This is a genomic window from Pseudoalteromonas sp. GB56, from assembly GCF_054923835.1.
The window spans coordinates 1,122,592-1,145,941 of record NZ_JBPCHK010000001.1 but is presented as its reverse complement, the minus strand read 5'-3'; the positions used below and the strand labels follow the sequence as shown (position 1 = coordinate 1,145,941).

Genomic DNA, 23,350 nt, shown 5'->3' with positions numbered 1-23,350 from the left:
ATCTTCGCCATTCACATCTTGATTTGGAGTAAACAGCCATAACCCCCCTGAGGACTGAGAACTCCTTGTTGTGGTTGGGTAATAATTGTTACTTGCAGCTCATCACCATTTTCATCAGAGGCATTGAGCTCAAACGACACACTAGCGTCTTCATCTACAGACACTTGAGAGTCCATCGCGACAGGCGCTACATTTCTTGCCATGACAATGTCAGTACTTGATGAAGTCACTGATTCGGAATTGCCATTTCCATCTACATAGCTCGCCACTACGGATATTTGGCTACCTATATCGGACTCACCTAGAGTGTAAATGTCACCTATGGCTCCCACTATCGGCACCCCATCACGTAACCATTGATAAGTAATTGTGCCTATTCCATCAGGGTCGTCTAGGTCATTACTAGCGCTCAACGTAGAGCCAAACGTCGCGGAACCATTTATTGACACAGTACCAGTAGGTGGATTGTTGCTAGTGGTAATAACGTTGGTCGATAGCGAAGTCACGCTTTCGTCATTACCCTGTCCATCGGTGTAACTTGCAACAACTGATATTTGCGCACCAACATCATCCCCTGTCAGCAAATACGTCGCTCCAGAAGCGCCGTTGATGGGCACGCCATCACGCAACCACTGATAGGTTATGGTGCCCAAACCATCTTCATCAGCGAGGTCATTACTTGCTGTTAATGTTTCACCCTGCGTTGGGGTGCCATTAATTGTAACTGTGCCTGTGGGTGCATCGTTCGTATCCGTAACCACCGTAGTCGAGGCAGAAGTCACGCTCTCCACTGTACCACCGCCATCAGTGTAACTGGCGCTCACCGTGATTTGTGACCCTACATCGGCTTGGGTTAGTAGATAAATGCCACCTGTGGCTCCGTTAATGGGCACGCCATCACGTAACCACTGATAAGTAATGATACCCAAACCGTCTTCGTCAGCGAGATCGTTACTCGCCGTTAATGTTTCCCCTTGGGTTGGAGTACCAGTGATGGTCACCGTGCCTGTGGGTGCATCATTCGTATCTGTGATCACCGCAGTGGGTGCTGAAGTCATGCTCTCCTCGCTACCACCGCCATCTGTGTAACTGGCGCTCACCGTGACTTGTGACCCTACATCGGCTTGGGTTAGTAAATAACTGCCACCTGTCGCGCCATTGATGGGAACACCATCACGCAACCACTGATAGGTTATCGTACCTAAACCGTCTTCGTCGGCGAGATCGTTACTTGCTGTTAATGTTTCACCCTGCGTTGGGGTGCCATTAATTGTGACTGTGCCTGTGGGCGCGTCATTGATATTTGCAACTACCGCTGTTTGGGCTGAAGTCACGCTCTCTGCGGTACCACCACCATCAGTGTAACTGGCACTCACTGTGATTTGGGTGCCTACATCGGCTTGGGTTAATAGATACGTTCCGCCAGTGGCACCATTGATGGGCACGCCATCACGTAACCATTGGTAGGTTATGGTACCTAACCCGTCTTCATCAGCGAGGTCGTTACTTGCTATTAATGTTTCACCCTGCGTTGGGGTGCCACTGATTGTGACGGTGCCTGTGGGGGCATCATTCGTATCCGTAATCACCGCAGTCGGCGTTGAAGTCACACTCTCTGCGGTACCGCCACCATCTGTGTAACTGGCACTCACTGTGATTTGGGTGCCTACATCGGCTTGGGTTAATAGATACGTTCCGCCAGTGGCACCATTGATGGGCACGCCATCGCGTAGCCATTGGTAAGTAATTGCACCCAGGCCATCCTCATCTGCAAGTGAATTACTTGCAGTCAGAGTTTCACCTTGCGTTGAGGTGCCACTGATTGTCACGCTGCCTGTTGGTGCATCATTAATGTTGGCCACAGAGCTCGTCGGCGAAGACGTCACACTCTCTGCAGTACTTCCACCATCGGTGTAACTAGCACTCACTGTAATTTGACTGCCCACATCATCTTGCGTCAACGTGTAACTTGTCCCAGTAGCTCCAGTAATTGCGACACCTCCTCTGAGCCATTGGTAACTGATGACACCTAAACCATCTTCATCAGCCAGTGTATTACTGACCGTTAGCGTCTCATCCTCTGTTGCCGTGCCACTGATTATCACGCTGCCCGTCGGTAAATCATTCACATTACTGACCACACTGGTTTGTGCCGACGTGACACTTTCATCCGCACCATCACCATCTATGTAACTTGCCGTTACCGAAATTTGCTTGCCTACATCGGTTTGGGTCAACGTAAGGCTATTGCCAGTCGCACCACTAATGGGCACGCCATCACGTAACCATTGATAACTAATCACACCGATACCATCTGCATCTGATAACGTGTTGCTCGCTGTAAGTGTTTGCCCTTGCTCCGCTGTACCACTGATTGTCACACTTCCCGATGGTGCATCATTAATGTTGGCCACAGAGCTCGTCGGCGACGACGTCACACTCTCTGCAGTACTTCCACCATCGGTGTAACTAGCACTCACTGTAATTTGACTGCCCACATCATCTTGCGTCAACGTGTAACTTGTCCCAGTAGCTCCAGTAATTGCGACACCTCCTCTGAGCCATTGGTAACTGATGACACCTAAACCATCTTCATCAGCCAGTGTATTACTGACCGTTAGCGTCTCATCCTCTGTTGCCGTGCCACTGATTATCACGCTGCCCGTCGGTAAATCATTCACATTACTGACCACACTGGTTTGTGCCGACGTGACACTTTCATTCACACCACCACCATCTGTGTAACTTGCCGTTACCGAAATTTGCGTGCCTACATCGGTTTGGGTGAGCAGATACGTTCCGCCTGTGGCACCGTTAATGGGCACGCCATCACGCAACCACTGATAGGTTATCGTACCTAAACCGTCTTCATCGGCGAGATCGTGACTTGCTGTTAATGTTTCACCCTGCGTTGGGGTGCCATTAATTGTGACTGTGCCCGTGGGCGCGTCATTTATGTTTGCAACTACCGCAGTTTGGGCTGAGGTCACACTCTCAAGCGTGCTACCCCCGTCTGTGTAGCTGGCCGTTACGGAAATTTGCGTGCCTACATCATCTTGCGTCAGCACATACGCGCTGTTTGTTGCACCACTTATCGCCACGCCATCGCGTAACCATTGATAAGTAATCGCACCGAGGCCATCTTCATCTGCAAGTGAATTACTGGCAGTCAGCGTCTCACCTTGCGTGGGCGTGCCGCTGATTGTCACGTTGCCTGTTGGCGCATCATTCACGTTGGCCACCGAGCTCGTTGGTGATGAGGTCACGCTCTCCGCAGTGCTTCCACCATCGGTGTAACTGGCACTGACTGTAATTTGGGAGCCCACATCATCCTGTGTCAACATGTAACTCGTTCCTGTGGCTCCAGCGATTGCGACACCTCCTCTGAACCATTGGTAACTGATGACACCCAAACCATCTTCATCAGCCAATGTATTACTGACCGTTAGCGTCTCATCTTCTGTTGCCGTACCACTGATTATCACGCTGCCCGTCGGTAAATCGTTCACATTACTCACCACACTGGTTTGAGCCGACGTAGCACTTTCACTCGCACCACCACCATCTGTGTAACTGGCCGTAACTGAAATTTGCGTGCCTACATCGGTTTGCGTCAGCATAAGGCTACTGCCCGTTGCGCCACTAATTGGCACACCATCACGTAACCATTGATAACTAATCACACCGATACCATCTGCATCTGATAACGTGTTGCTCGCTGTCAGTGTTTGCCCTTGCTCCGCTGTACCACTGATTGTCACACTTCCCGATGGTGCATCGTTAATGTTCGCGACCGCCGCAGTTGCTGCGGATGTCACACTCTCAAGCGTGCTGCCCCCATCTGTGTAGCTGGCCGTTACGGAAATTTGTGTGCCGACATCATCTTGGGTCAACACATACGTGCTGTTTGTCGCACCACTTATCGCCACGCCATCGCGTAACCATTGATAAGTAATCGCACCGAGGCCATCTTCATCTGCAAGTGAATTACTGGCAGTCAGTGTCTCACCTTGCGTGGGCGTGCCGCTGATTGTCACACTGCCAGAGGGAGGATCATTTACTGCGGTGATATTTATGTTCACACTGGGGTTGCTGGCTAAAGGAGCCGACGACGTATCAACTGCGGCAATTGTTAAGGTCGCTGCATTGCTTCCGTTAAGGTTAGCTGCACCAGTAATCTGAATATTGCTGCTGGTATCTAAGTATGTGTTTATGTTAGCAGCTGAGCCCTGTAGCTGTATTTGCGTTGGGGATATCAACGACTCTGTAACACTGATCGCAGAGCCATCTGCTGGTGCTGCAAAAGTTGCATTGGTCAAGGTCATTGTTACTGTTAGTTCATCACCATCAGCATCAGCGAAGACTACACTAGACAAATCAACATTTGATTGCGTGTCCTCGGTAATAGTGACTGATGTTGGCGCACCAGATATGGACGGTGCATTATTTGCCGTTGCTGATATGAAGCTTTTTACCTGATATTCATACCCGTAGTTAGGTGACGTGTAATACTTGTCCTCTCCTTTAAAAATGGCATCAGTGTCCCCATCACCATCCACATCCCCTACACCCATTCCTCGTGTACCACGATATGCTCCATTGTTGTATGAATCCGAAGCAATCACTTCAATGTTTATTTGTTGGCCAGCAGTAAAAGAGCCTGAACCGTTGTTTAAATAGAAGGTGTCATTTTTGATGTAATCGATATCACCATCATCATCAAAATCACCGTACAATTTCTCGTTGGTTGTTCTGGAGCCGTCGACGGTATCGTCGTCTAAATTTGTGCGAGTAAACGTTCCTGTGCCATTGTTGGTAAATAGCACTGAATAGTAGTTAGTTGGGTTACTTTGATCCCCGTCAAACAAAGCCTTGGGAACATAAAAGTCCTCGTCACCGTCATTATCAAAATCACCTTTAAGGACCGTTGTGAGGAAAACAGTTCCAAATGTCTCTTGCACCGTGAACGAATTCGAACCGTTATTTAGGTATGTATTTCCACAGTCTTCATTTGCGGAAATAATATCCATGTCGCCATCGTTGTCCGCATCAAGCGCTTCAATGTCGTAATAATAATTTCCATTTGTCCCTGCGCAACTAGTCTCAGTAATGTCGGATACATTCGAAAAAGCACCCGCGCCATCATTTTCAAAAATGTATATTTTGTTAAGACTACTATTACTCGAATCATAGTTAGCGACGGCAATATCAATATCGCCGTCCCCGTCAAAGTCTTCAGCAGCAAATGCTTGTGCCCTGCCAGCTAACCCTTGAGAAAAAGAAAAATTACCAGAGCCGTCGTTTACATAGATAGCCAACGGATCACCTGACGCTCTAATCAACGCATCGAGATCGTTATCACCATCAATGTCTCTCAGTTCATATTGGAAGCTACGTTCACCGGTAACTGAAATCGTTGAAAATGATGTGAAATTTCCCGCACCATCGTTTTTATAAATTCGATCGAGAATTTGATCGCCATAAAAAATTGCATCCTGATCACCATCAGAGTCAATGTCGCCAAACACCACTTGCCCGAGGGTATTGTTTGCACGACCATTGAAAATACTCGTTCCTTCGACAAAGTCAGGCGCAACAAACGTTTTGGGGTAGTTTCTAATGACGTCTTCTTTAAACGGTATGTAGTCACTTATGTTATTTGGATTGTATTCAAGAACCCAGTCACCACCTTGACTTGAGTGGCCTGTGATATCATCTGACGCAGCTATGTGAATTGAGGAGTCTGCACTTAGTTCATTCAAATATTTCTGACCAATATCGCCACTTGCGATGTCACAACCCAATAAAACTAGCTCTTTACCTGAAAGTAGTGACTGAAATTCTTTAACATCTGCATTGGTAGTAAGGTAACGATAATCGATTTTGTTGTTACCTATGTTCATCTGACCCGCTAAGCCATGGGATAGAATCGATACTCTCGTTAAGTCATTGAGTCCTTGCTCTTTAATAACAAGGACCATTTTTTTAAAGGCGTCTTCTACAGAGCTGACAATAACTGGTTTAATGTTGTCGTTAAGGTTTTGTAAAAGTTCATCCCTGCGCTCAATACGCTCATCTATAAACAGAATTTCTGATGCAGAGTGATTACTATATTCATCGAAGTGGAAATTAGAAGCTACGGCTGGTGAATTATAAAGCGCAATTGCTACCGCAACAGAAATTGGCGTATGTATAGGACCAACTAATCGAACATTTTGCATAGGAATACCCTATCAACTGTCCCAATTAATCACCTTCTGTCTTGAACCACCCTGTTAGACTCGGAGTATTAATAGGGTTGTACCCATCAACTTCATTTGAATTGAGAATATTAGTGCTTATCGTTCCTTTTACGCACACAACGTCATATATTTCTTCAATATCTGAATGAAATTGAATTTCACCGATGACAGTATTTTTGGATAAATCAAACACGACTATCGATGGGACCACATTACTATTGTCAATGTTGATACTGAGATTTCTCAAAGACTCTTCTCTAAATTTGGATATACCTATGAAAGCGTATTTTCCAATCAAGTTCATTCCACGCGCAAAACCAGTAAACTTATATAAGACTTCTTTCATTCCGGTTTCACGGTCTATCCTAACCAAGGTTTCCGCTAGCGATTCCAGCAGGTAAATATCGCCATTAAAAACCCTCGGAGAATGAGGCATTTGCAAATCACGACACACAACAGTGTTATTTCTCAAATCAAATAATAGACCATTTTGGTTGGTTTGTTTCCACCCGAAGTACACATTCGTTTCTGAGAAGGCTGTTGCTAAAGCGAGCTCTCCATTTTCATCAATAGCCATACCATTTAAATGGCATTTATCTGTAGGGAATACTTCATCTATAAAGTCTGGTTTCCACAGTGGTTCAAAACCAAACGTGCCACCAACTTTGGATATACAATTATATGCGGTGCTGACGACAACAAGTCCTTCATTGCTAAAACTGACGTCGTGGGCATCAATCTTCCCTGTAAAGTGAACAGACAAAGGGAAAAATATTGAATCATATTGACCTGGCTTGTTAGGGTATTCAAATGCCAGTTTTGAACTTTGTTTGAAAGTAGTTACCTGATCCTTCATCGCTATCGCAAGTAAGTCGTCATTTAGCGCAATCCCCATCGGGCGCGGAAAATATCTAACTAAACACTTCAATCCGCTGTCGCTACTATTAAGCAGAACAACTCGGTCTGCTTGATAAGTTGTAAACATGACACTGATATTCAAGCGGCGCATAAGTTCAGGAATATTTTTAGAATAAGTAAACTCAAAACTCATATAGCCACACCTGCATGTTATTCTTGCTTACTCCCATAGGTATCGCTTTGAGCGGCTGAAGAATCCGTTTTCTAACAGCTAAAGTAGCTAACTTTGGATTACTTAGCTCGACGACCAACCCAGACTGCTCCAGTTGACCATTATTCTTACGGGCACTTAGGTTATGCAAAATAAACTTCCAAGCGACTGAAAATAGCTGTGTACCTCTATGAGGTTTGGCAATAGAGATCCTCCCATACAAGTAGCTTTTACTATCGCGTTGAAATGGCGCGGCAGTAATAACGCCAACAACGACTTCATTGCAAAAGATTAGCAACAGCACTTCCCGTATGCGCTTATTTGCCTCAATCTCCCCTAGAAAGCCATTAGATACCCAATATTCCTTTACGCTTTTTTGATCAAAGTCAGTATTCCAAACATCTACAAGCTTATAACACCCATACAACAACGAATTCATAATACTTTCTCAAGAAATCCTTAGAACCATTATAGGCACTTTCATCGCTAGACGTGGATATTTATACGATTTATTAGGTAGTTGCACAGAACTAATTCGCTCCTCTCATTGAGAGAGCGTATGTTTACCATCAACTCCTTCATTTCATTTTTCTTGTCGATTTGTTGCGTTAACCTTTTAAGGATATTACCTTTAATAGGTATTGGATGTATTTTGCTCACATGTCAAAAGGATTCTCGTTATGACTACCTCTTTGCGCTCTTTAATATACGTGCTTATGTTGCCTGCAATTTATAGTGCTAGCAGTGCGGCGGCAGCTAACTCTTGGGAAGAAGCTGAAGCCAAAGTAAAGTAAAATCCGTTAAAAGACGCTTACTTTGGTGAAACGCATGTTCATACAGGCGTCTCAATGGATGCATTTATTGCGAGCAACAGATTAACACCTGAGGACGCATACCGATTTGCCAAAGGCGAAAAAATGATGGTCAACGGCAGTATGCACAAAATTAAACGTCCTTTAGATTTTGTTGCTGTCACTGACCATTCTAAATTCATGGGTGAAGCATACAGTTTGATGAATGAAGGTGCGCCGGGTTACGACCATGAAATTGCCAAGGCATTTAGGGAAGCGGAGGATTTAACCACAGCTCTCAAACTTTACAATCAATATGTACTTACTCCTCTAGCTGGAGGAGGGAGTCCTCACCCTGATTTTTATCAAGGTACAGAGGCGGTTAAGTCAACATGGCAAAAAAACATTGAGGCCACAGAAGCGCATTACGAGCCAGGTAAGTTTACCACCATTCATGCCTATGAATGGACATCGGCTCCTGGTGGGGCAAACCAGCAGGAGCAATATTTTATTCCGAGACACTAACCTTCCCGATGTGCCATTTTCTTCTAATGAGGGCAGTAGACCTGAGCAACTGTGGGCATGGATGAAATCACAACGTGAGGAAGGTAGAAAAGTGTTTGCGATTCCGCACAACTCGAATGAGAGTAAAGGCTTATTGTTCGCTGAAGCATCTTTATCAGGCAAGCCCGTTGATAAAGACTATGCACAAACAAGAGCGAGTATGGAACCGCTCATTGAAATGATGCAAGTAAAGGGTAACTCCGAAGTTATTCCTAACGTCTGGCCTAACGATGAATTTGCTGATTTTGAAAATGCAGTCACCATTCAGAAGTTTAATGGCCGCGCTTTCATCAAAGAAAACTACGTTCGTTATGGCTTGGGGCGAGGCATTAAATACCAAGAGCAACTAGATGTAAACCCATTTAAATATGGTTTTGTCGGTGGCACCAATAGCCACAACGGTACACCAAGTAATGTTGAAGAGGACAATTACAGTGTTGGTAGTCATGGTCTTGCTGATCAAAAGTCTGAAGGCCGCTCCAAGAACATGCTTGAGGGTGAGATGCTCATTGCAGACGCAAATCCTGGAGCACTCGCTGCTGTATGGGCTGAGTCCAACACTCGCTCTGCCATTTGGGATTCAATGCTTGCCAAAGAAACTTACGCCACTAGTGGCCCACGTATGAAAGTTCGTTTCTTTGCAGGTAAGGGGTTCGATAAAAGCTACTCTAGTTATGAAAAGTTGGTGAAAGACGGGTACGCAAAGGGCGTTCCAATGGGCGGGAATTACAACGGCATCGTACCTAATTGGCTCAATTGCTTCTTTTTGGGTGTTTGAGAGACTGTTTATTACGTTTCAATAAATGAGACCTATTAATCAACGGTCAACGTGCTCAAAGCTGAAAGTATTGAATATATTAATAGTGCATTGGCCAGCTAAATAAAAAAATAAACATTCGAGATACTATATGAGTGCTTCCAATATAGAGAATGTTCAATCCTCTCTCATAGGTAAACTTAGAGCATTTACGTTAACTCTTTTTGGGGCAGAAACGAGTTACGTATGAAGGTCCGTTATCGGCACTTGGCGAACTCATCCAAACTCACAGGTATCTGCTTGCCCGTTTAGATGCACGCTTTCGATCTCGGCTATTTGCTGTCGGTCAAACAAAAAGGGACGATGCAAAAGCATCAGCCCCTTTAAAGCGCAGCGATCAGCATATTCAACTAACGGATTGATGGCGTTACAGAGCTATCTTGTAGATAAAACCGGTGTCGGCGCAAAGCACCGACCTACAAAAAAGCGCCTTGTCGACGCCTCGACCACAATTATGCTGGTTTCAACGCTGCCTTTTTCTCATTGTAACCACGGATTAATTCATCCACCGTGTCTTGGCAATACTCACGAAGACCCGATACCACCATGTGCTTTTCACCACGACCAATCACTTCTCCGTTTTCAAGTAAATCAAAACGTAATACGATTTTGCCGCGCTTACCTTCGTACGTAAACTCATGCTCCGCTTCACGCAAATCTGGCGCAACCGCATCGAGTTTATCAAGGTGAATGCTCATTGATTCATAGATAATCATCGGGCGCGCAGGGTTAATCATTACCCCTTTCGTCGCCATCAACGGGATGACTACGTGTGGGAATGCTTTACCCGAGAACTCAACGTAGTTTTTGATCAGTGCATTTGTTAGCGTTTTGCAGGCATTATTGTTACCTTCACGCGCCACACTGAGGTAACACTTGTCGCCATCTTTGATGTCGAACTGTGCAGCGCCCTGTGGCATACCTAGCTTTACGCCTTCATCAACCATGTTGGCAAAAGTAAAGCGCATTTGCTCGTTGATACCGTATTTATCAAGTACTACAGAAAATAGTAAGTCACCTGGCACACAGAATTTTTTCGCTTCAACATCATGAAGTGGATTGAAATCATCAGCAACGCCTTTGGCAAAACGGCTGCCCTGTTCGCGGGTAATACACACGTGGGTGCCAAAATCTTGATAATACTGCTCTAACATATTTGCTCTACTTGAGTACAAAAAAACTGCGGCAGTGTAACAAAAAATACGCAAAGAGAGGTCGTATCTGTTGTGTTTTACCACAATTTGGCACAAAAAAAGCCGTCTTGTGGACAAGACGGCTGGTATTTCTCACAATTTTATTAGTTAAAATCGCGGTATGCTTTCTCTAGCTTCTTCGCTTGCTTCTTGGAAACACCTAAGTGCTCAAGGGCAACACGCAGACGGGCACGAGACATATCAGAACCCAAGATTTCCATCGCATCAATAACAGAAGTCGATGATTTCTTGCCCGTAATTGCAACGAAGATTGGCTCTAGGAAATCTTTAATTTTAAGCTCGTGGAACGTCGCTACTTTCTTCGCAATGGCGAAGATTTCAGATTTTTCCCATGTACGCAGCACTTCAAGTTCCCAGATGAAGAACTGTAACGCTTGGCGTACTACATCTTCTTCTACCTTGCCGTCTGTTAGCAATGCAGGATCGTAATGCGGCATACCAGCAACAAAGTGACCCGCTAAGTCCACAAGATCAGATAGCGTATCGATACGTGCTTTCGCTTCAGGCAAGATGCGCTGTAGCATAGCACCATTGTATTTCCACTCGACAAATCGCTGAATAAGCTGCTCGTCAGAGAAGTCTTCACGTAACCACGTACCATTTAACCACTTCAGTTTTTCAACGTCGAATACCGGACCGCCCAGTGATACACGCTTCATATCGAAGTGCTCGATCATCTCTTCCAAGGTGAACTTTTCACGCTCATCAGGCATAGACCAACCCATACGACCTAGGTAGTTCAATACCGCTTCTGGTAAAAAGCCCATTTCTTTGTAGTAGTTGATTGAGGTCGGGTTCTTACGCTTAGACAACTTCGACTTATCTGGGTTACGAAGCAGAGGTAAGTGACCAAGCACAGGTGGCTGCCAACCGAAATCTTCATATAGTTTTAGTAGTTTAGGCGCTGAGTTGATCCACTCTTCACCACGGAAGATGTGACTGATTTGCATGTGGTGGTCATCAACAACGTTTGCTAGGAAGTAAGTCGGGAAGCCGTCTTGCTTCAATAGTACCTGCATGTCGACGTTTTCCCACGGGATCTCAATGTCGCCACGTAGGTAGTCGTTGAACGTGAAGGTGCCCTCAGCAGGGATTTTCATACGAATAACGTATGGTTTGCCCGCTTCAAGGTTTGCTTTGACTTCGTCTTCGCTTAGGTTTAAGCCACGACCATCGTATTTAGGGCGCAGACCTTCGGCCATTTGCTGCTCACGCATTTCATCAAGTTCTTCAGCGGTAGCAAAACAGTAAAATGCCTTACCTTGCTCTACTAATTGATGCGCATATTTGCGGTATAAATCAGAGCGCTCGGACTGGCGATAAGGGCCAAACTCACCGCCCACATCTGGACCGTGATCCCATTGCAAACCTAACCACTTTAAGCTGTCCATGATTGCTTGTTCAGACTCAGACGTGCTGCGTACCTGATCCGTATCTTCGATACGTAATACAAATTCACCGCCCTGCTGCTTGGCAAAGCAATAGTTAAATAGGGCAATGTAGGCTGTGCCTAGGTGCGGATCACCCGTTGGTGACGGGGCAACGCGGGTACGAACAATCTTGTTCTCAGTCATGCTAGCTTCTCTTTCATATAGCAACTAAAAATTTGCTGCAAATGCTAGCACAAAGGCGGGTAATTTCGTAGCACAAAACGCCGCAATGAACACACAGATTAGAGATAATTTGCGCCGTGTTTCATTGCGGGGAAGGAATAGGGATTTATGCCGCTAACTTATCTAGGTAAGCAACGATATCTGATGATTCATACATCCACTGCACTTGACCATTTTCTTCAATACGCAGGCACGGCACTTTAACCTTGCCGCCTTGCTGTGCTAATTCTTGACGATAATTGTCATCATTTTTAGCATCACGAGTTTCAATATTAAGACCGTTGCGTTTGATTGAACGACGTACTTTTACGCAAAACGGGCATGCATGAAATTGATACAAAGCCATGTTCGCAGTTTGCGCATCTAGCTGCTGCTGGGCTTGCGGTTCACGCTTTTTACTGCGCGGGGTAAAAATGAAATTGAAAAACAAAATGATGCGGCCTAAAAACCAACGTACAAACTTCATGAGCACTCTTATCGCTAACAATTTTGGGGCGCAGAGTGTATCACGTCGGTTAAAATAGCTCCAACATGTCGTCGTCAAAGCCTTCACCGTAGTCGCCTGTGAGGTTCACGGTTGGCAATTCATGAAAATTCACAACTTGATTACGGCCGCCATTTTTTGCTGCGTACAGCGCGGTATCCGCCTTTTGCACGAGTTGCGGCACCATATCACTGCCTATGAGTTGGCAAAATCCCATACTTAATGTGAGCGTCTTAACCCGAGGAAATTCTCGTTTTGCGATGTCTCTACGGCATGTATCCAGCAACAGCTGTGCTGTTTGCATATCAGTGGCGCGAAACAGTACGGTAAACTCCTCTCCTCCATAGCGAAAAACAAAGTCTTTGTTGCTGAAGTTTTCTTGAATCATGCGTGCAACAAGAATGATCACTTCATCACCTATTACATGACCAAAGTTATCGTTCACTTCTTTGAAGTGATCGATATCGGCCATAGCCAAGAACCAAGTCGGCGCTTCACCTAGTTCTGATAGCAGTATGTTTTGCTGCAAGATGTCCATCACTTGACTATCAAATGATTGACGGTTGAGGAGTTCGGTCAGAGGGTCAAGCCGAGAACGGTATAATACGTATTGTTGATTAGCATAAATGTTCAATAGGTTGGTGATGACGAACGCATTTTCTAAACTGCTCAAAACTCGGCTTTGACAGACGACAAAGCCTATCAACTTGTTATTTCGATGCATCGGGAAATAACAATGCTTGCCGTCCTGTCCAGATATGCGGACCAAGTCACTGTCTAACGTTCGCATCACATTCGTAACCTGTTTTTGGTTAAATGCTGGAAAACCAGCTGATGCGAACACACAAATTGGTTGTGGTTCTACAGCCACACTCTTATCCATGTAGAGTGCAAAGTATGTGTTATGTAGCAAGTGTTCAAGGATGTTTTTCAATTCCAAGTCGAGTTCATTCTCACTCAACTTTTGCGTGAGTGTAATCATCCATTGGTGACCACAAGAGTTACTTTTCATCCGCGTTTAACAATTACCTACTTAGTAGAGTAAGTGTAGTTGGACTAGTCTAAAAAGCTAACGAAATCATCACGGTGGATTAGCATCGCGCCATTATCATAACCAAGTACCGTTTCCTTGGGCTCTGCTGGTCGCGCTAAAAGTTGCGCGAGTTCTTTACTGTGATATCGCGCTACGCCTTTACCGACGCTTTCGCCATCAGAGTCGAGAATATGCACCAGTTCGCCACGGCTAAATTCACCCTCAAATGCAGTGATCCCGACAATCAGTAAGCTAGCACCATGGTTACGGATCGCATTTGCCGCACCGGCGTCAACAACCACTTTCGCCTTGCTTAATGGGCCAGCCAAAAGCCAGCGTTTATGGGTGTTTTTTGGTGCGGTTAAGCTAACAAAACGTGTACCTAACTGTTGCTCTAGGCACTTGATAATAACGTCATCACCATGACCTGCACTGATCACGACATCCACGCCCGCATGACGAGCAATACTTGCAGCTTCGATCTTTGGTTGCCATACCGCCCGTTCCCACCGCCGTGCCACTGCCACCAGCGAGCGCTTTGACAGAGTCATCGATATGACGGATTTCTGGGATAAGTTCGGCATCAGGATTGGAGCGAGGATCAGCGCTAAACAAACCTGGTTGGTCAGTGAGAAGCAATAATTTATCTGCATCAGCAAGCACAGCAACGCGTGCAGAGAGGTTGTCGTTATCCCCCACTTTTATTTGCGCAGTGGCTACCGCATCATTCTCATTGATAATAGGCACTGCGCCTTCTTTTAACAGTGCAAGCATGGTGTCACGGGCATTAAGATAGCGTTCGCGGTCATCCAAATCAGCACGAGTAAGCAACATTTGCCCTACGGGCACGCCATACAGTGCGAATAAACTCTGCCAGGTGTGCAGTAACTGGCTTTGCCCAATCGCAGCCAGCATTTGTTTTTGTGCCAACGTCTCATTACTCGGTGAACGTCCAAGTAATTCGCGACCCGCAGCCACAGCGCCACTGGATACCAGTACAATTTGATTGCCTGCTTTTTGTAGCTGTACGCACTGACGAACCAATTCCACCATGTGCGCTCTGTCTAACCCTTGGCCATTATTGGTCAGTACGCTGGTGCCTAATTTAATGACAATTGTTTGCCCATATGTTTGCACTTCTTGCTGTCCTCGAATCCCGAAATTGCCCCATTATTACCCCATGCAAGGGCGAATAAACAAGTTAATTTAATTCAAGTGTGCTAGCATCGCGGCACGTTTTTTCGACCTCGTTTATCCTTATGCCTGCAAGTCTCTGCTTAATAATCGCGACCTTCCTTTGGGGGAGTTCATTTATTTCATTGAAATACGCGGTCGGCGCGTACGACCCAACGATTGTTATTTTCTTGCGTATGCTTACAACACTGGCAGTTTGCTTGTGTTTATGGCGTTTTGTAAAACGTTTTGAATATCGACAAGGCGACTGGAAATACCTGCTAGGAATGAGTCTGGCAGAGCCATGCTTATACTTCTTATTCGAAGGGCATGCGATGGAATACACGTCAGCTTCACAAGCTGGAGTAATCGTATCTTGCTTGCCGCTGATCGTCGCGCTGCTGGCCTTTTTTATGCTCAAAGAGCACATTAGCCGTGCCATTATTGTTGGCTTTACCCTCTGTATCGGCGGCAGTATTTTACTCACGGCGGTATCGCCAAGTTCAGAGCAGGCGCCAAATCCACTGCTGGGTAACACGCTCGAATTTATGGCCATGGTGTGTGCGGCGTTTTACACCGTGAGCGTGAAACACCTGAGCGCTCGCTATGCACCGCTAACCCTGATTGCACTGCAAGGTCTTGCGGGCTCATTATTCTTTTCACCCTTCTTGCTGTTCGTAGAAATGCCGCAAGAGCACGACCCTATCGCGTTTGCCCATATTCTGTATTTAGGCACGTTCGTCACTCTTGGCGGTTACGGTATGTACAACTATGCAATCAGTAAAGTATCGGTGCTCACTGCAGCTGCCTATTCTAATCTAATCCCGATTTTCACCTTGTTGCTCAGTGCCATTGTACTCAGTGAAGTGCTCACATTATGGCAATGGCTGAGCATCGCGGTGGTGTTCGTCGGCGTGATGGTGAGCCAACGCCATCAAGCTGTGGTGGTTGATTTAGAAGAAGATGACGATACACTCACTGCCGACACCAACAAACGTAACTCTGTTCCTGACACCGGTGAATTAAAGGGGTAACACGTCACTAAGTGCAAACCATCACTCATTGCCAAGTCGGTCTCACTTTCATGAACTACCTGCTTGGCTGTGATGCGGTAGCGCTCGGTGTGTCCATCTCGCAATGTCAGCAACACTTCGTCACCCACCTTCACGTGACGTAAAAAAGCAAAGTGAGTGTCATTGTGCGCGGCAATGACACTGCCTCCCTCTTCTCCTAGTGGACTTGATGCCAAGTCATGAGCTGGCGCAAAGGCCAAGTTTCTGCCACTACTTCCTGATAGAACAAACCGTTCAATATCCAGTGTTGGCACCGCCAATTTGGCAACCACATGGGTATCTGCGTAGTACCAAGGAGCCACGTCGGCCCCCTGGCGCTCAAGGCTTTGTTGCCATGCGTGCTCGATCAATGCTTGTGCCAACCATGCCTTGGCTTGCATATAAGTGCCGTGGGCGAAGAAACTCGCCCCTAAGATAAACACGCCCATCAATGCCAATCGACTCGAAACAAGGCGCAACGTTCTAGCCATGACGCACACCTCGCGTTTTATAACGCCAAGCTGCGGTAATGAACATCAACAAAACGCCAATCAGAAGCTGCCACATTGACTGTCCATCCGTTTGCGCAAAACGCATCATGCTTTGGTCTTTAGCCACGGGATTCGCGACTTGTTCATCGTGCTCTGCTACCGTTGATGTTGGCACGTCTTCAATAGCAATAAACGCGGTAAACGGGCTCAGTAACTGATGCTCAAGCGCTAAATCTAATACCTGTTGGCGCACCTTATCTTGCTGGTGATACAACAATAATGAGGAGATTTGCTGGCGCGCCCACAACCGAGCGATTGCTTCACTGTGCGGGTAATTGGCGGTGCTGTCATGCATCGGCATGCGCATCTGCAGTGGGCCAAATTGACTGTTCGCATCGATGAGTATGTCTTGTTGCCCAGGTGTCAGTTTAATTGCCACCATAATGGGCTCACCAAAGTACAAATCGGGCAACGGCTTGGGCCAGTAGTCCAGTTCAGGAGAAGATGACCCGCTTAACTGCACATCGCGAATTGCTGGATTTTGTAAGCGCTCAAATAAGTTTTTCATCTGGCGGCTCACGTCACTGCTATGGCTGATAAAGGTGAAACTACCACGACCTACATGCGCCGCACGACGCATGAAATAAGCGTTCGGCGCACTCCCGATGCCCACGGTGAATAAGCGACTGTCGCCTAACTGCTGGCCAATGAGCTCAAATAAGGCTTGTTCATTGCCCACACTGCCATCAGTAAGGAACACCACTTGGCGTACATAGTCTGGGTGTATGTTGCCATCCAGCGCATGATTGAGCGCATCGGCGATTTCCGTTCCACCATCAGCTTGCAAGTTATACACAAAACGCTCCGCTTCGGCGCGGTTAAACTCATTGGCAACCACAGCTTGAGGTCTGAACATACTTGCGTTGCTGTCAAAATCAATAATGTTGAAACTGTCATTATCGTTGAGGTTATCAAGGGCGTAAAACACGGCTTGTTTGGCCGCATCCATAGAACCTCCATGCATCGAACCAGAACTATCAATCACGAAAATGATTTCTCGGGTCATCCGTTGCGTGGTCATAAACTCATCACTTGGCGGCATCAACATCATCAGACCATAGTCCCCTGATTTCGCAGTTTGGCGGAAAAATGCCGCTTGGGCTTCGTTGCTCGGCGCCACTTTGGCGCGTAATACAAAGTCCCGATTCATATCATTATCCGTTAATTGCACACGATAATGACCAAAACTTGGATTAGTAATCACCGAGTGAAACTGGGGAGTTTGGATGTGTTCTAATTCCAAACCAAAGTCGATATCGATATCCACTTCCAATAAAGGTTTATTCGGGGCATAGGCATCGTGATGTGGTGTTAGTTTTGCCACAAATTTAGGGTTCAACCAGCCTTGTTCTGCGGCTGATGTATGTTGTGATGGTGCACTTTCTTCGGTGGCCATTTCATAACGTTTGGGGTGATAACGTGGAGTAAAGGTCATCGGCAGACGCACACTTATTTGCGCGCCGCGAAATGCAATCATCTCTTGGTAATTCAGCGTGATCTCTACTCTTTCACCTGGCCCTACATTAGCTAGACGCGAACTAAACATGTTGGCGCGCTGTTGTTTGACAATAGCAGCGCGCTTCCCTGCACGCTTGGCAACTTGGTACTGGCGCTCGGCTTCTTGTTTTTCCGAGATTTTACCAATAACTTTTCGCTCACCCACCGTCATCACCATACCATGCACGGCACTCTCACTGGGCAGTGGAAATAGATACTGAGCATTAACGGCGAAAGGATGGCGGTTCTCAAACACTTGCGTGATCTCAACATGGTTAATAAGCCCGGTGATCTGCATCGACGCCTTTGTGTGTAACAGTACCCCCGGTGCAACACTGGTACCTTGCACATCATGAAAATTAAGGCGCGCTTGCGCATCTTCCTGCGCCTGTGATGTGACGCTGTGCAGAAGGGATAAAAGGCTCACAGCGAACGCTGTGAGCACTTTGCTAGGACTACTCAACATAATCTGGTCCTCGTCTTTGATGACTGCTTAGTTCTTTGCCATCTGACTTTGCGCAGCACCACGCGCGGTAAGCGTTACACGGCGATCGAAGAAGTTCGTTTCATATTCATTACCGTTGGCGACTACGCGTTGCTCGCCCAAGCCTTGCGCGTATAACTGACTTTGATTCACCCCTTGATTAACTAAATGTTGAGCTACTGCATCAGCACGTCGCTGCGACAGACTTAGGTTGGCTTTTTCATCCCCTTGCACATCAGCATAACCGTTGAGGTTCAAGGTTAAATCAGGCTTACGCTTTAAAATGAGTGCCAGTTGGTCAAGCTGTTCAGCAAAGTGCGGTTCAATGTTTGCTGAGCCAGAGCGAAACTGCACCGTCATTGCTAATAGGTCATCAACACGTGCTTGCTCCAAACGGTATTGTTCATCTTCAAGGCTATTAATTTGCGCCATCAAAGCACGATTTTTCTTTAAGGTTTTACGAAGTTGTTTGTCAGTATCCTTGTACTGGGTAAGCATAATTGCTTGGTCATCGACGGTCTTTTCCGCTGCCTCTTTTTCACCAATAAGGGCGCCAACGAACGCCCCAGCAATGGCTCCCACTGGACCACCGACAATGGCGCCGAATGCGGCTCCGCCACCTAAACCCCATGCCGTTTCAGGCGCCATTTCTTTTTTCTCTTTTGCCATTGCTGGCGCGCTAACCATGACAGATACAAGTGCGGTTACTAAAAGCTGTTTTTTCATTGTTTTCATCCTTTATTACTCAGTTGGTCTAGGTGGGGCGAGAAAGTGATTGGTTGGTGTCTCGCCTTGCTTGGAACTAATTAAAACAAGGCACAGTGGCAATAAAGGGGTGTAAAAAAGGAGAATTACAGAGCAATTGTGGCAACAAAATGGCAAGCCTTAGCGCGAACTTAACAAGCGTTAAAACAGCACGTTATCGCAGACTTAGAAAATGTGTTGGACTACCTCGGTGGGTGTTAATTGTGGCCACAAAGCCGCCACTTGCTGGCGCAACGATGCTGCATCTGCCGAGGTCAGTAATTGCACCCTACCTTTTGCAATAGTGTCATGCGCGTGAGGCGCGGTACGACGTTTAACTTGCTCAGCCACCGCTTGCTCAGTCGTGACGACGCGAATATGCGCAGGAAGAATCTGCTTCAAGGTAGGCAATACAAAGGCATAGTGGGTGCAACCCAATACTAGGGTATCAACATTTTTCGACATCAAAGGCTCAACGTATTGCCACAACAATGCCTGCATGTAATCACCTTCAAGGCGCAACGCTTCGATAGATGACGCCAGCTCAGGGCAAGGCTGGTAGACAATGGTGCCACGCCCATGTAGCTGACGTTCACACAAATTATGAAAGCTGGGTGAGGCAATCGTGGATGGCGTTGCCAACACCCCAATCACACCTGTTTGGCTCAATGCCAGTGCGGGCTTAACCCCCGGTTCCACACCAATGACGGGCACATCAATACCTTCGCGCAAAGCGTCTATCGCTGCCATTGTTGCGGTATTGCAAGCAACGACTATCGCCTTTGCACCTTGCTCAATTAAATGTGATGTGATGGCTTCACAACGCCGCTGTACTTGCATGGGAGTTTTACTGCCATAGGGCATAAAACCCGCATCCGCGACATAAAGAATATCCTCTGCTGGCATAAGCTGATGCACCGCTTGTGCAACGGTGAGTCCACCTATACCTGAGTCAAAAATGCCGATGGGTTGATTAAGCAAAGTACTGCGCACTGAGATGAAAAGTGGAGCAAATTCTAAGTATTTTAGTTGTCATTGCCAACATCACGATGGAGAAAATGGCAATAAAAAGCCGAGCACTTGGCTCGGCTTTTGACAACAACATAGGCTTAAAGGTGGATCATCATTTCTGTGCCCAGACCTGGACCATACACAATCGCATTCAGTAGCAACCTCGCAGTGCCTTTGGTTGCGCCCCTAAAGTTAGGCATGTTTGCAAACATGATCACTTGACCATTGCCTTTGGCTTCTCGAGTAAGATAAGCAGTATTACTCATACGCTGCGCCGCCTCAGGCCACAATAATCCACTCATGCGCACATACAAATCTTGTCCTTGTGGCACGGTTGCCCAACCAATCATACGCTGCTCAGCTTGCTTGTTTTCGCTCATCACCCCATAGCGAACAACAGCATCCACACCTTGCTTGGTCATAAACAAAGGCACGTTGCCTGCGAGCACAGGTAATTGCTCAGTCACTCCATAACTTAACCAATGCTTTTGGTCTGTGCGCCCTGCTAAAATTGCGCCAGAAGGCATAAAAGCTGCCGTCCAATCATGCCATTGTTCAAGTTGTTCTTTCGACATAGGTTTGATGCTCTCCCCCTTATCCCATGGGAAAGAAAGCGTGGCAGAGACTGTGTTAGCACTAACCAATTCGGCGTTGGCGATGGTGTCTTGCTTAGCTTGCCATTCACGCATAAGCGCAACGTCGTATTCGCCGGCCTTTTCAAAGCTCGCTTTTAACAAAGACACGTTTGAAAATTTTTCTGCCGCAGCTAACTGTGCCGCAGAATTTCCATTGACTATTAAGGTTCCGCCCGCTTCAACCCATTTGTCTAGGGTCTCGATATTTGCTTTAGAGAGTTCACCATACCAACGACTGGGCACAATAATTACGTTGTACAAACGCAAATCGCTATACGACAACATCTCTTGATTGAGGTGACTGTGGCGAATTCCCAACTCGGTATCAAGTAAGTGCCACATCGAACCAATATCACCCGGTGCGATACCGTTTTGGCTTATAAAGGCAATTTTTGGTGCCGTTAGCAGTTTGAAGTTTTCGCCACCAATATCCGGCAAGTCACCTTTACCTAAACCACGCGTCACTGCCATAGCCTGAACTTTGACATCTTTTGCAGCTTGATCGAGTAACTCTTTGAGTTGCGCGTCACTCATGGCGTTATCGTACTTATTCACAACCACTGAGCCACGATTAAACGCTTGCTCGTCAAACAGTCCCGCCTTATCAAGCACACGGACCTTCACACCCTGTTCAAGTAGACGCGCTGCGAAGGCAACTGAGGCATCACTTGCACCATCGACCATGTAGGCAATCGCGCCTTCTTTGTCCACCAAACCGAATTCGCTCGGACGCTGATACTCACCGAGGCTTCTATCTAGATGCTGTGGTACTTCCAATGCGGGTAAACCATACATCATGGAGACATTCCATGCGGTGGTATCGTACATAATTGAGCTGCCATCACGCAGCGTATTTTGTCGCTCTTCGAGCAATACAGAGTCTTTTAGCTCAGCATCAAATTCCATAATGGTGGCAAGCAAGGGCGCATCATATTGGCGGTTTTGCACAACAATGGAGCCCTTGGGAATGGTCGTCGCTTTCACCTGACCAAGATGGTTTTTGGCTTTGCTGACTTGGATATCAGCCGTGGTGATTGCATATTCAATACCCTGTAAATCAAAGATATCCAATAGTTTGTGTAATCGTGACGTGTTATCTGTAGGCAATATCACAAAGCTGCGCTGGCCGTATTTTCCTTGTGGGTCAATGTGCGCAAGGCGGTTTTTTACAAAGTCCTTGTACATGGCCTTGCTATACTTTTGCAACGTTTCTAAGTTCGCCAATGAACTCACATATTGGTAATCCACGGACTCTTTATAGGTGCGAATATTGCCGTTGTGAAGCCTCACGCCATCTTCCGCGGTACGCGCTTGCTCATAAAGAATATGCACTGAGCCCTTATATTCTGCATAGTTTGAATAGCCAGGATACAAATTCTCGAACCATTCGCCGGTGTAGTAAGGCCAGTTTTTGTTGTCGAATGTGCCGGATTGCTCATCGGCAAATACTTCGCTCCATTGCCTTGTGCTGCTAGGAATATTGACATTGAGTGGCTCACGCGGCGGGCCCATCAAGAAAGTATCCAATGCGCCCATTTCGTGAGCATCAATCATCAATTGCGGGAACCACTGATTAATCGCTTTAATGCGCCCCTTTGATTCAGGGTTTACAGCGAAATAGAAGTCACGGTTAAGGTCATAATAGTAGTGATTAGTACGACCAAATGGCCAAGCGCCTGAGTGCAGCAAAGATTGCACGTCAAAATTAGGTGCCGTGCCGCGATTTTCCTGCAAACGCTTAGTAAAGCGCGCACGTCCATCTGGGTTCATCATCGGGTCCACTAAGATAACCAAATTATCTAATAAGGACGCAACCTTGGGGTCTTTCGCTGCTAATAGTTGATAAATAAATGCCAAAGACGCATCGGAGCCAGAAGATTCATTACCATGAATGCTGTAAGCCATCCACGCGGTGCCCGGTGTTTCGTCTATCAGCTTGTCGATTTGCGCTTTTGATAACGAATCTGGTTCACTCAGTTTGGCAATATTCGCTTTTATGTTATCCAGATTCGCTAAATTCTTCGGCGAGCTGATCACTAAATAGTGCAGCGCCCTGCCTTCATAGCTACGTGCATATTCTATGATTTGCGCTTTGTCGCTTTGCTGCGCCCACAGGTTAACCAACTCGTTAATTTGCTCAGGTGTTGCAGTGCGCTGCCCCACATCAAAACCTAAAATGTCCTGCGCCGGCGTAATCTCAGAATCGTATTCACCCTGATGTAATGCTGGATACTGTGCAGCCGCTAGCGGTGTCGGCTTCATAAGTACGGTGGCTTGGGTGCTCGCACTGAGCAATGCACAACACCAAGCAGCACTAGAGAGGACCCTGTTAATTGTCATTATTTTTCCTTTATTTTTATAATTTTATGCACCTTC

14 protein-coding genes and 2 pseudogenes are annotated in these 23,350 nt (G+C 46.5%); 3 read left to right on the top strand and 13 right to left on the bottom strand.

All coding sequences use genetic code 11. From position 1 onward, the window contains the following. Positions 1 to 11: 11 nt before the first annotated feature. The 3 genes from ACH19P_RS05345 to ACH19P_RS05335 are packed head-to-tail and all read right to left on the bottom strand — an operon-like array spanning position 12 to position 7,750. Positions 12 to 6,221 carry a DUF4347 domain-containing protein gene (locus tag ACH19P_RS05345; protein ID WP_462157485.1) on the bottom strand — a complete coding sequence of 2,070 codons (6,210 nt, stop codon included), beginning with the start codon at positions 6,219 to 6,221 and terminating at the stop codon, positions 12 to 14. Positions 6,222 to 6,246: 25 nt separating this feature from the next. Then, a complete protein-coding gene (locus tag ACH19P_RS05340; protein ID WP_462157484.1) occupies positions 6,247 to 7,293 on the bottom strand; it encodes a TIGR03032 family protein in 1,047 nt (348 codons plus the stop codon). Further along, positions 7,283 to 7,750, bottom strand: a complete 468-nt coding sequence (locus ACH19P_RS05335; protein ID WP_462157483.1) for a hypothetical protein — start codon at positions 7,748 to 7,750, stop codon at positions 7,283 to 7,285. Before ACH19P_RS05335 ends, ACH19P_RS05340 begins: the two co-directional genes overlap by 11 nt. A gap of 370 nt (positions 7,751 to 8,120) precedes the next feature. Here ACH19P_RS05335 and ACH19P_RS05330 point away from each other — a divergent pair. Next, positions 8,121 to 8,627 (top strand): annotated as a pseudogene (locus tag ACH19P_RS05330) (DUF3604 domain-containing protein); the annotation flags it as partial. Then, a complete protein-coding gene (locus ACH19P_RS05325; RefSeq protein ID WP_462157482.1) occupies positions 8,557 to 9,444 on the top strand; it encodes a DUF3604 domain-containing protein in 888 nt (295 codons plus the stop codon). The pseudogene ACH19P_RS05330 and the gene ACH19P_RS05325, both read left to right, overlap by 71 nt. Before the next feature lie 491 nt (positions 9,445 to 9,935). Here the strand turns inward: ACH19P_RS05325 and ACH19P_RS05320 are convergent, their stop codons facing one another. From ACH19P_RS05320 to proB, 5 genes and pseudogenes are all read right to left on the bottom strand, one after another. Next, positions 9,936 to 10,637 carry a DUF3581 family protein gene (locus tag ACH19P_RS05320; protein ID WP_462157481.1) on the bottom strand — a complete coding sequence of 234 codons (702 nt, stop codon included), beginning with the start codon at positions 10,635 to 10,637 and terminating at the stop codon, positions 9,936 to 9,938. Between the two features lie 143 nt (positions 10,638 to 10,780). Next, entirely contained in the window at positions 10,781 to 12,271 is a 1,491-nt protein-coding gene (gene gltX, locus ACH19P_RS05315; RefSeq protein ID WP_347393033.1) for a glutamate--tRNA ligase, read from the bottom strand. 145 nt (positions 12,272 to 12,416) lie between these two features. Beyond that, on the bottom strand, positions 12,417 to 12,776 hold the full coding sequence (locus ACH19P_RS05310) for a glutaredoxin family protein (protein WP_462157480.1): 360 nt from the start codon (positions 12,774 to 12,776) through the stop codon (positions 12,417 to 12,419). Between the two features lie 49 nt (positions 12,777 to 12,825). Beyond that, the gene (locus tag ACH19P_RS05305; RefSeq protein WP_462157479.1) at positions 12,826 to 13,806 is read right to left on the bottom strand and encodes a GGDEF domain-containing protein; all 981 of its coding nucleotides are present in this window, start codon (positions 13,804 to 13,806) and stop codon (positions 12,826 to 12,828) included. 44 nt (positions 13,807 to 13,850) lie between these two features. Further along, positions 13,851 to 14,964, bottom strand: a pseudogene (gene proB, locus ACH19P_RS05300) (glutamate 5-kinase). 122 nt (positions 14,965 to 15,086) lie between these two features. Here proB and ACH19P_RS05295 point away from each other — a divergent pair. After that, complete coding sequence (locus ACH19P_RS05295; protein ID WP_462157478.1) at positions 15,087 to 16,034, top strand: DMT family transporter; 948 nt, start codon at positions 15,087 to 15,089, stop codon at positions 16,032 to 16,034. Here ACH19P_RS05295 and ACH19P_RS05290 read toward each other — a convergent pair. From ACH19P_RS05290 to ACH19P_RS05270, 5 genes are all read right to left on the bottom strand, one after another. Continuing rightward, positions 15,935 to 16,543 (bottom strand): class GN sortase, encoded by a 609-nt coding sequence (locus ACH19P_RS05290; RefSeq protein WP_462157477.1) that lies wholly within the window; start codon positions 16,541 to 16,543, stop codon positions 15,935 to 15,937. The two genes, ACH19P_RS05295 and ACH19P_RS05290, sit on opposite strands and share 100 nt — an antisense overlap. Further along, positions 16,536 to 18,566, bottom strand: coding sequence for a marine proteobacterial sortase target protein (locus tag ACH19P_RS05285; RefSeq protein ID WP_462157476.1), 2,031 nt, complete (start codon positions 18,564 to 18,566; stop codon positions 16,536 to 16,538). The genes ACH19P_RS05290 and ACH19P_RS05285 overlap by 8 nt, the downstream gene beginning before the upstream one ends. Positions 18,567 to 18,593: 27 nt before the next feature. Next, positions 18,594 to 19,310, bottom strand: a complete 717-nt coding sequence (gene pdsO / locus ACH19P_RS05280) for a sortase-associated OmpA-like protein PdsO (protein ID WP_462157475.1) — start codon at positions 19,308 to 19,310, stop codon at positions 18,594 to 18,596. A 204-nt stretch (positions 19,311 to 19,514) separates the two neighbouring features. Beyond that, complete coding sequence (gene murI / locus ACH19P_RS05275) at positions 19,515 to 20,309, bottom strand: glutamate racemase (RefSeq protein WP_462157474.1); 795 nt, start codon at positions 20,307 to 20,309, stop codon at positions 19,515 to 19,517. 128 nt (positions 20,310 to 20,437) lie between these two features. Continuing rightward, a complete protein-coding gene (locus ACH19P_RS05270) occupies positions 20,438 to 23,314 on the bottom strand; it encodes a M14 family metallopeptidase (RefSeq protein ID WP_462157473.1) in 2,877 nt (958 codons plus the stop codon). Positions 23,315 to 23,350: the final 36 nt, after the last annotated feature.

Coding starts and splice junctions, on each gene's coding strand:
- ACH19P_RS05345 (WP_462157485.1), bottom strand. CDS start 6,221: ATGCAAAATGTTCGATTAGTTGGTCCTATACATACGCCAATTTCTGTT.
- ACH19P_RS05340 (WP_462157484.1), bottom strand. CDS start 7,293: ATGAGTTTTGAGTTTACTTATTCTAAAAATATTCCTGAACTTATGCGC.
- ACH19P_RS05335 (WP_462157483.1), bottom strand. CDS start 7,750: ATGAATTCGTTGTTGTATGGGTGTTATAAGCTTGTAGATGTTTGGAAT.
- ACH19P_RS05325 (WP_462157482.1), top strand. CDS start 8,557: ATGCCTATGAATGGACATCGGCTCCTGGTGGGGCAAACCAGCAGGAGC.
- ACH19P_RS05320 (WP_462157481.1), bottom strand. CDS start 10,637: ATGTTAGAGCAGTATTATCAAGATTTTGGCACCCACGTGTGTATTACC.
- gltX (WP_347393033.1), bottom strand. CDS start 12,271: ATGACTGAGAACAAGATTGTTCGTACCCGCGTTGCCCCGTCACCAACG.
- ACH19P_RS05310 (WP_462157480.1), bottom strand. CDS start 12,776: ATGAAGTTTGTACGTTGGTTTTTAGGCCGCATCATTTTGTTTTTCAAT.
- ACH19P_RS05305 (WP_462157479.1), bottom strand. CDS start 13,806: ATGAAAAGTAACTCTTGTGGTCACCAATGGATGATTACACTCACGCAA.
- ACH19P_RS05295 (WP_462157478.1), top strand. CDS start 15,087: ATGCCTGCAAGTCTCTGCTTAATAATCGCGACCTTCCTTTGGGGGAGT.
- ACH19P_RS05290 (WP_462157477.1), bottom strand. CDS start 16,543: ATGGCTAGAACGTTGCGCCTTGTTTCGAGTCGATTGGCATTGATGGGC.
- ACH19P_RS05285 (WP_462157476.1), bottom strand. CDS start 18,566: ATGTTGAGTAGTCCTAGCAAAGTGCTCACAGCGTTCGCTGTGAGCCTT.
- pdsO (WP_462157475.1), bottom strand. CDS start 19,310: ATGAAAAAACAGCTTTTAGTAACCGCACTTGTATCTGTCATGGTTAGC.
- ACH19P_RS05270 (WP_462157473.1), bottom strand. CDS start 23,314: ATGACAATTAACAGGGTCCTCTCTAGTGCTGCTTGGTGTTGTGCATTG.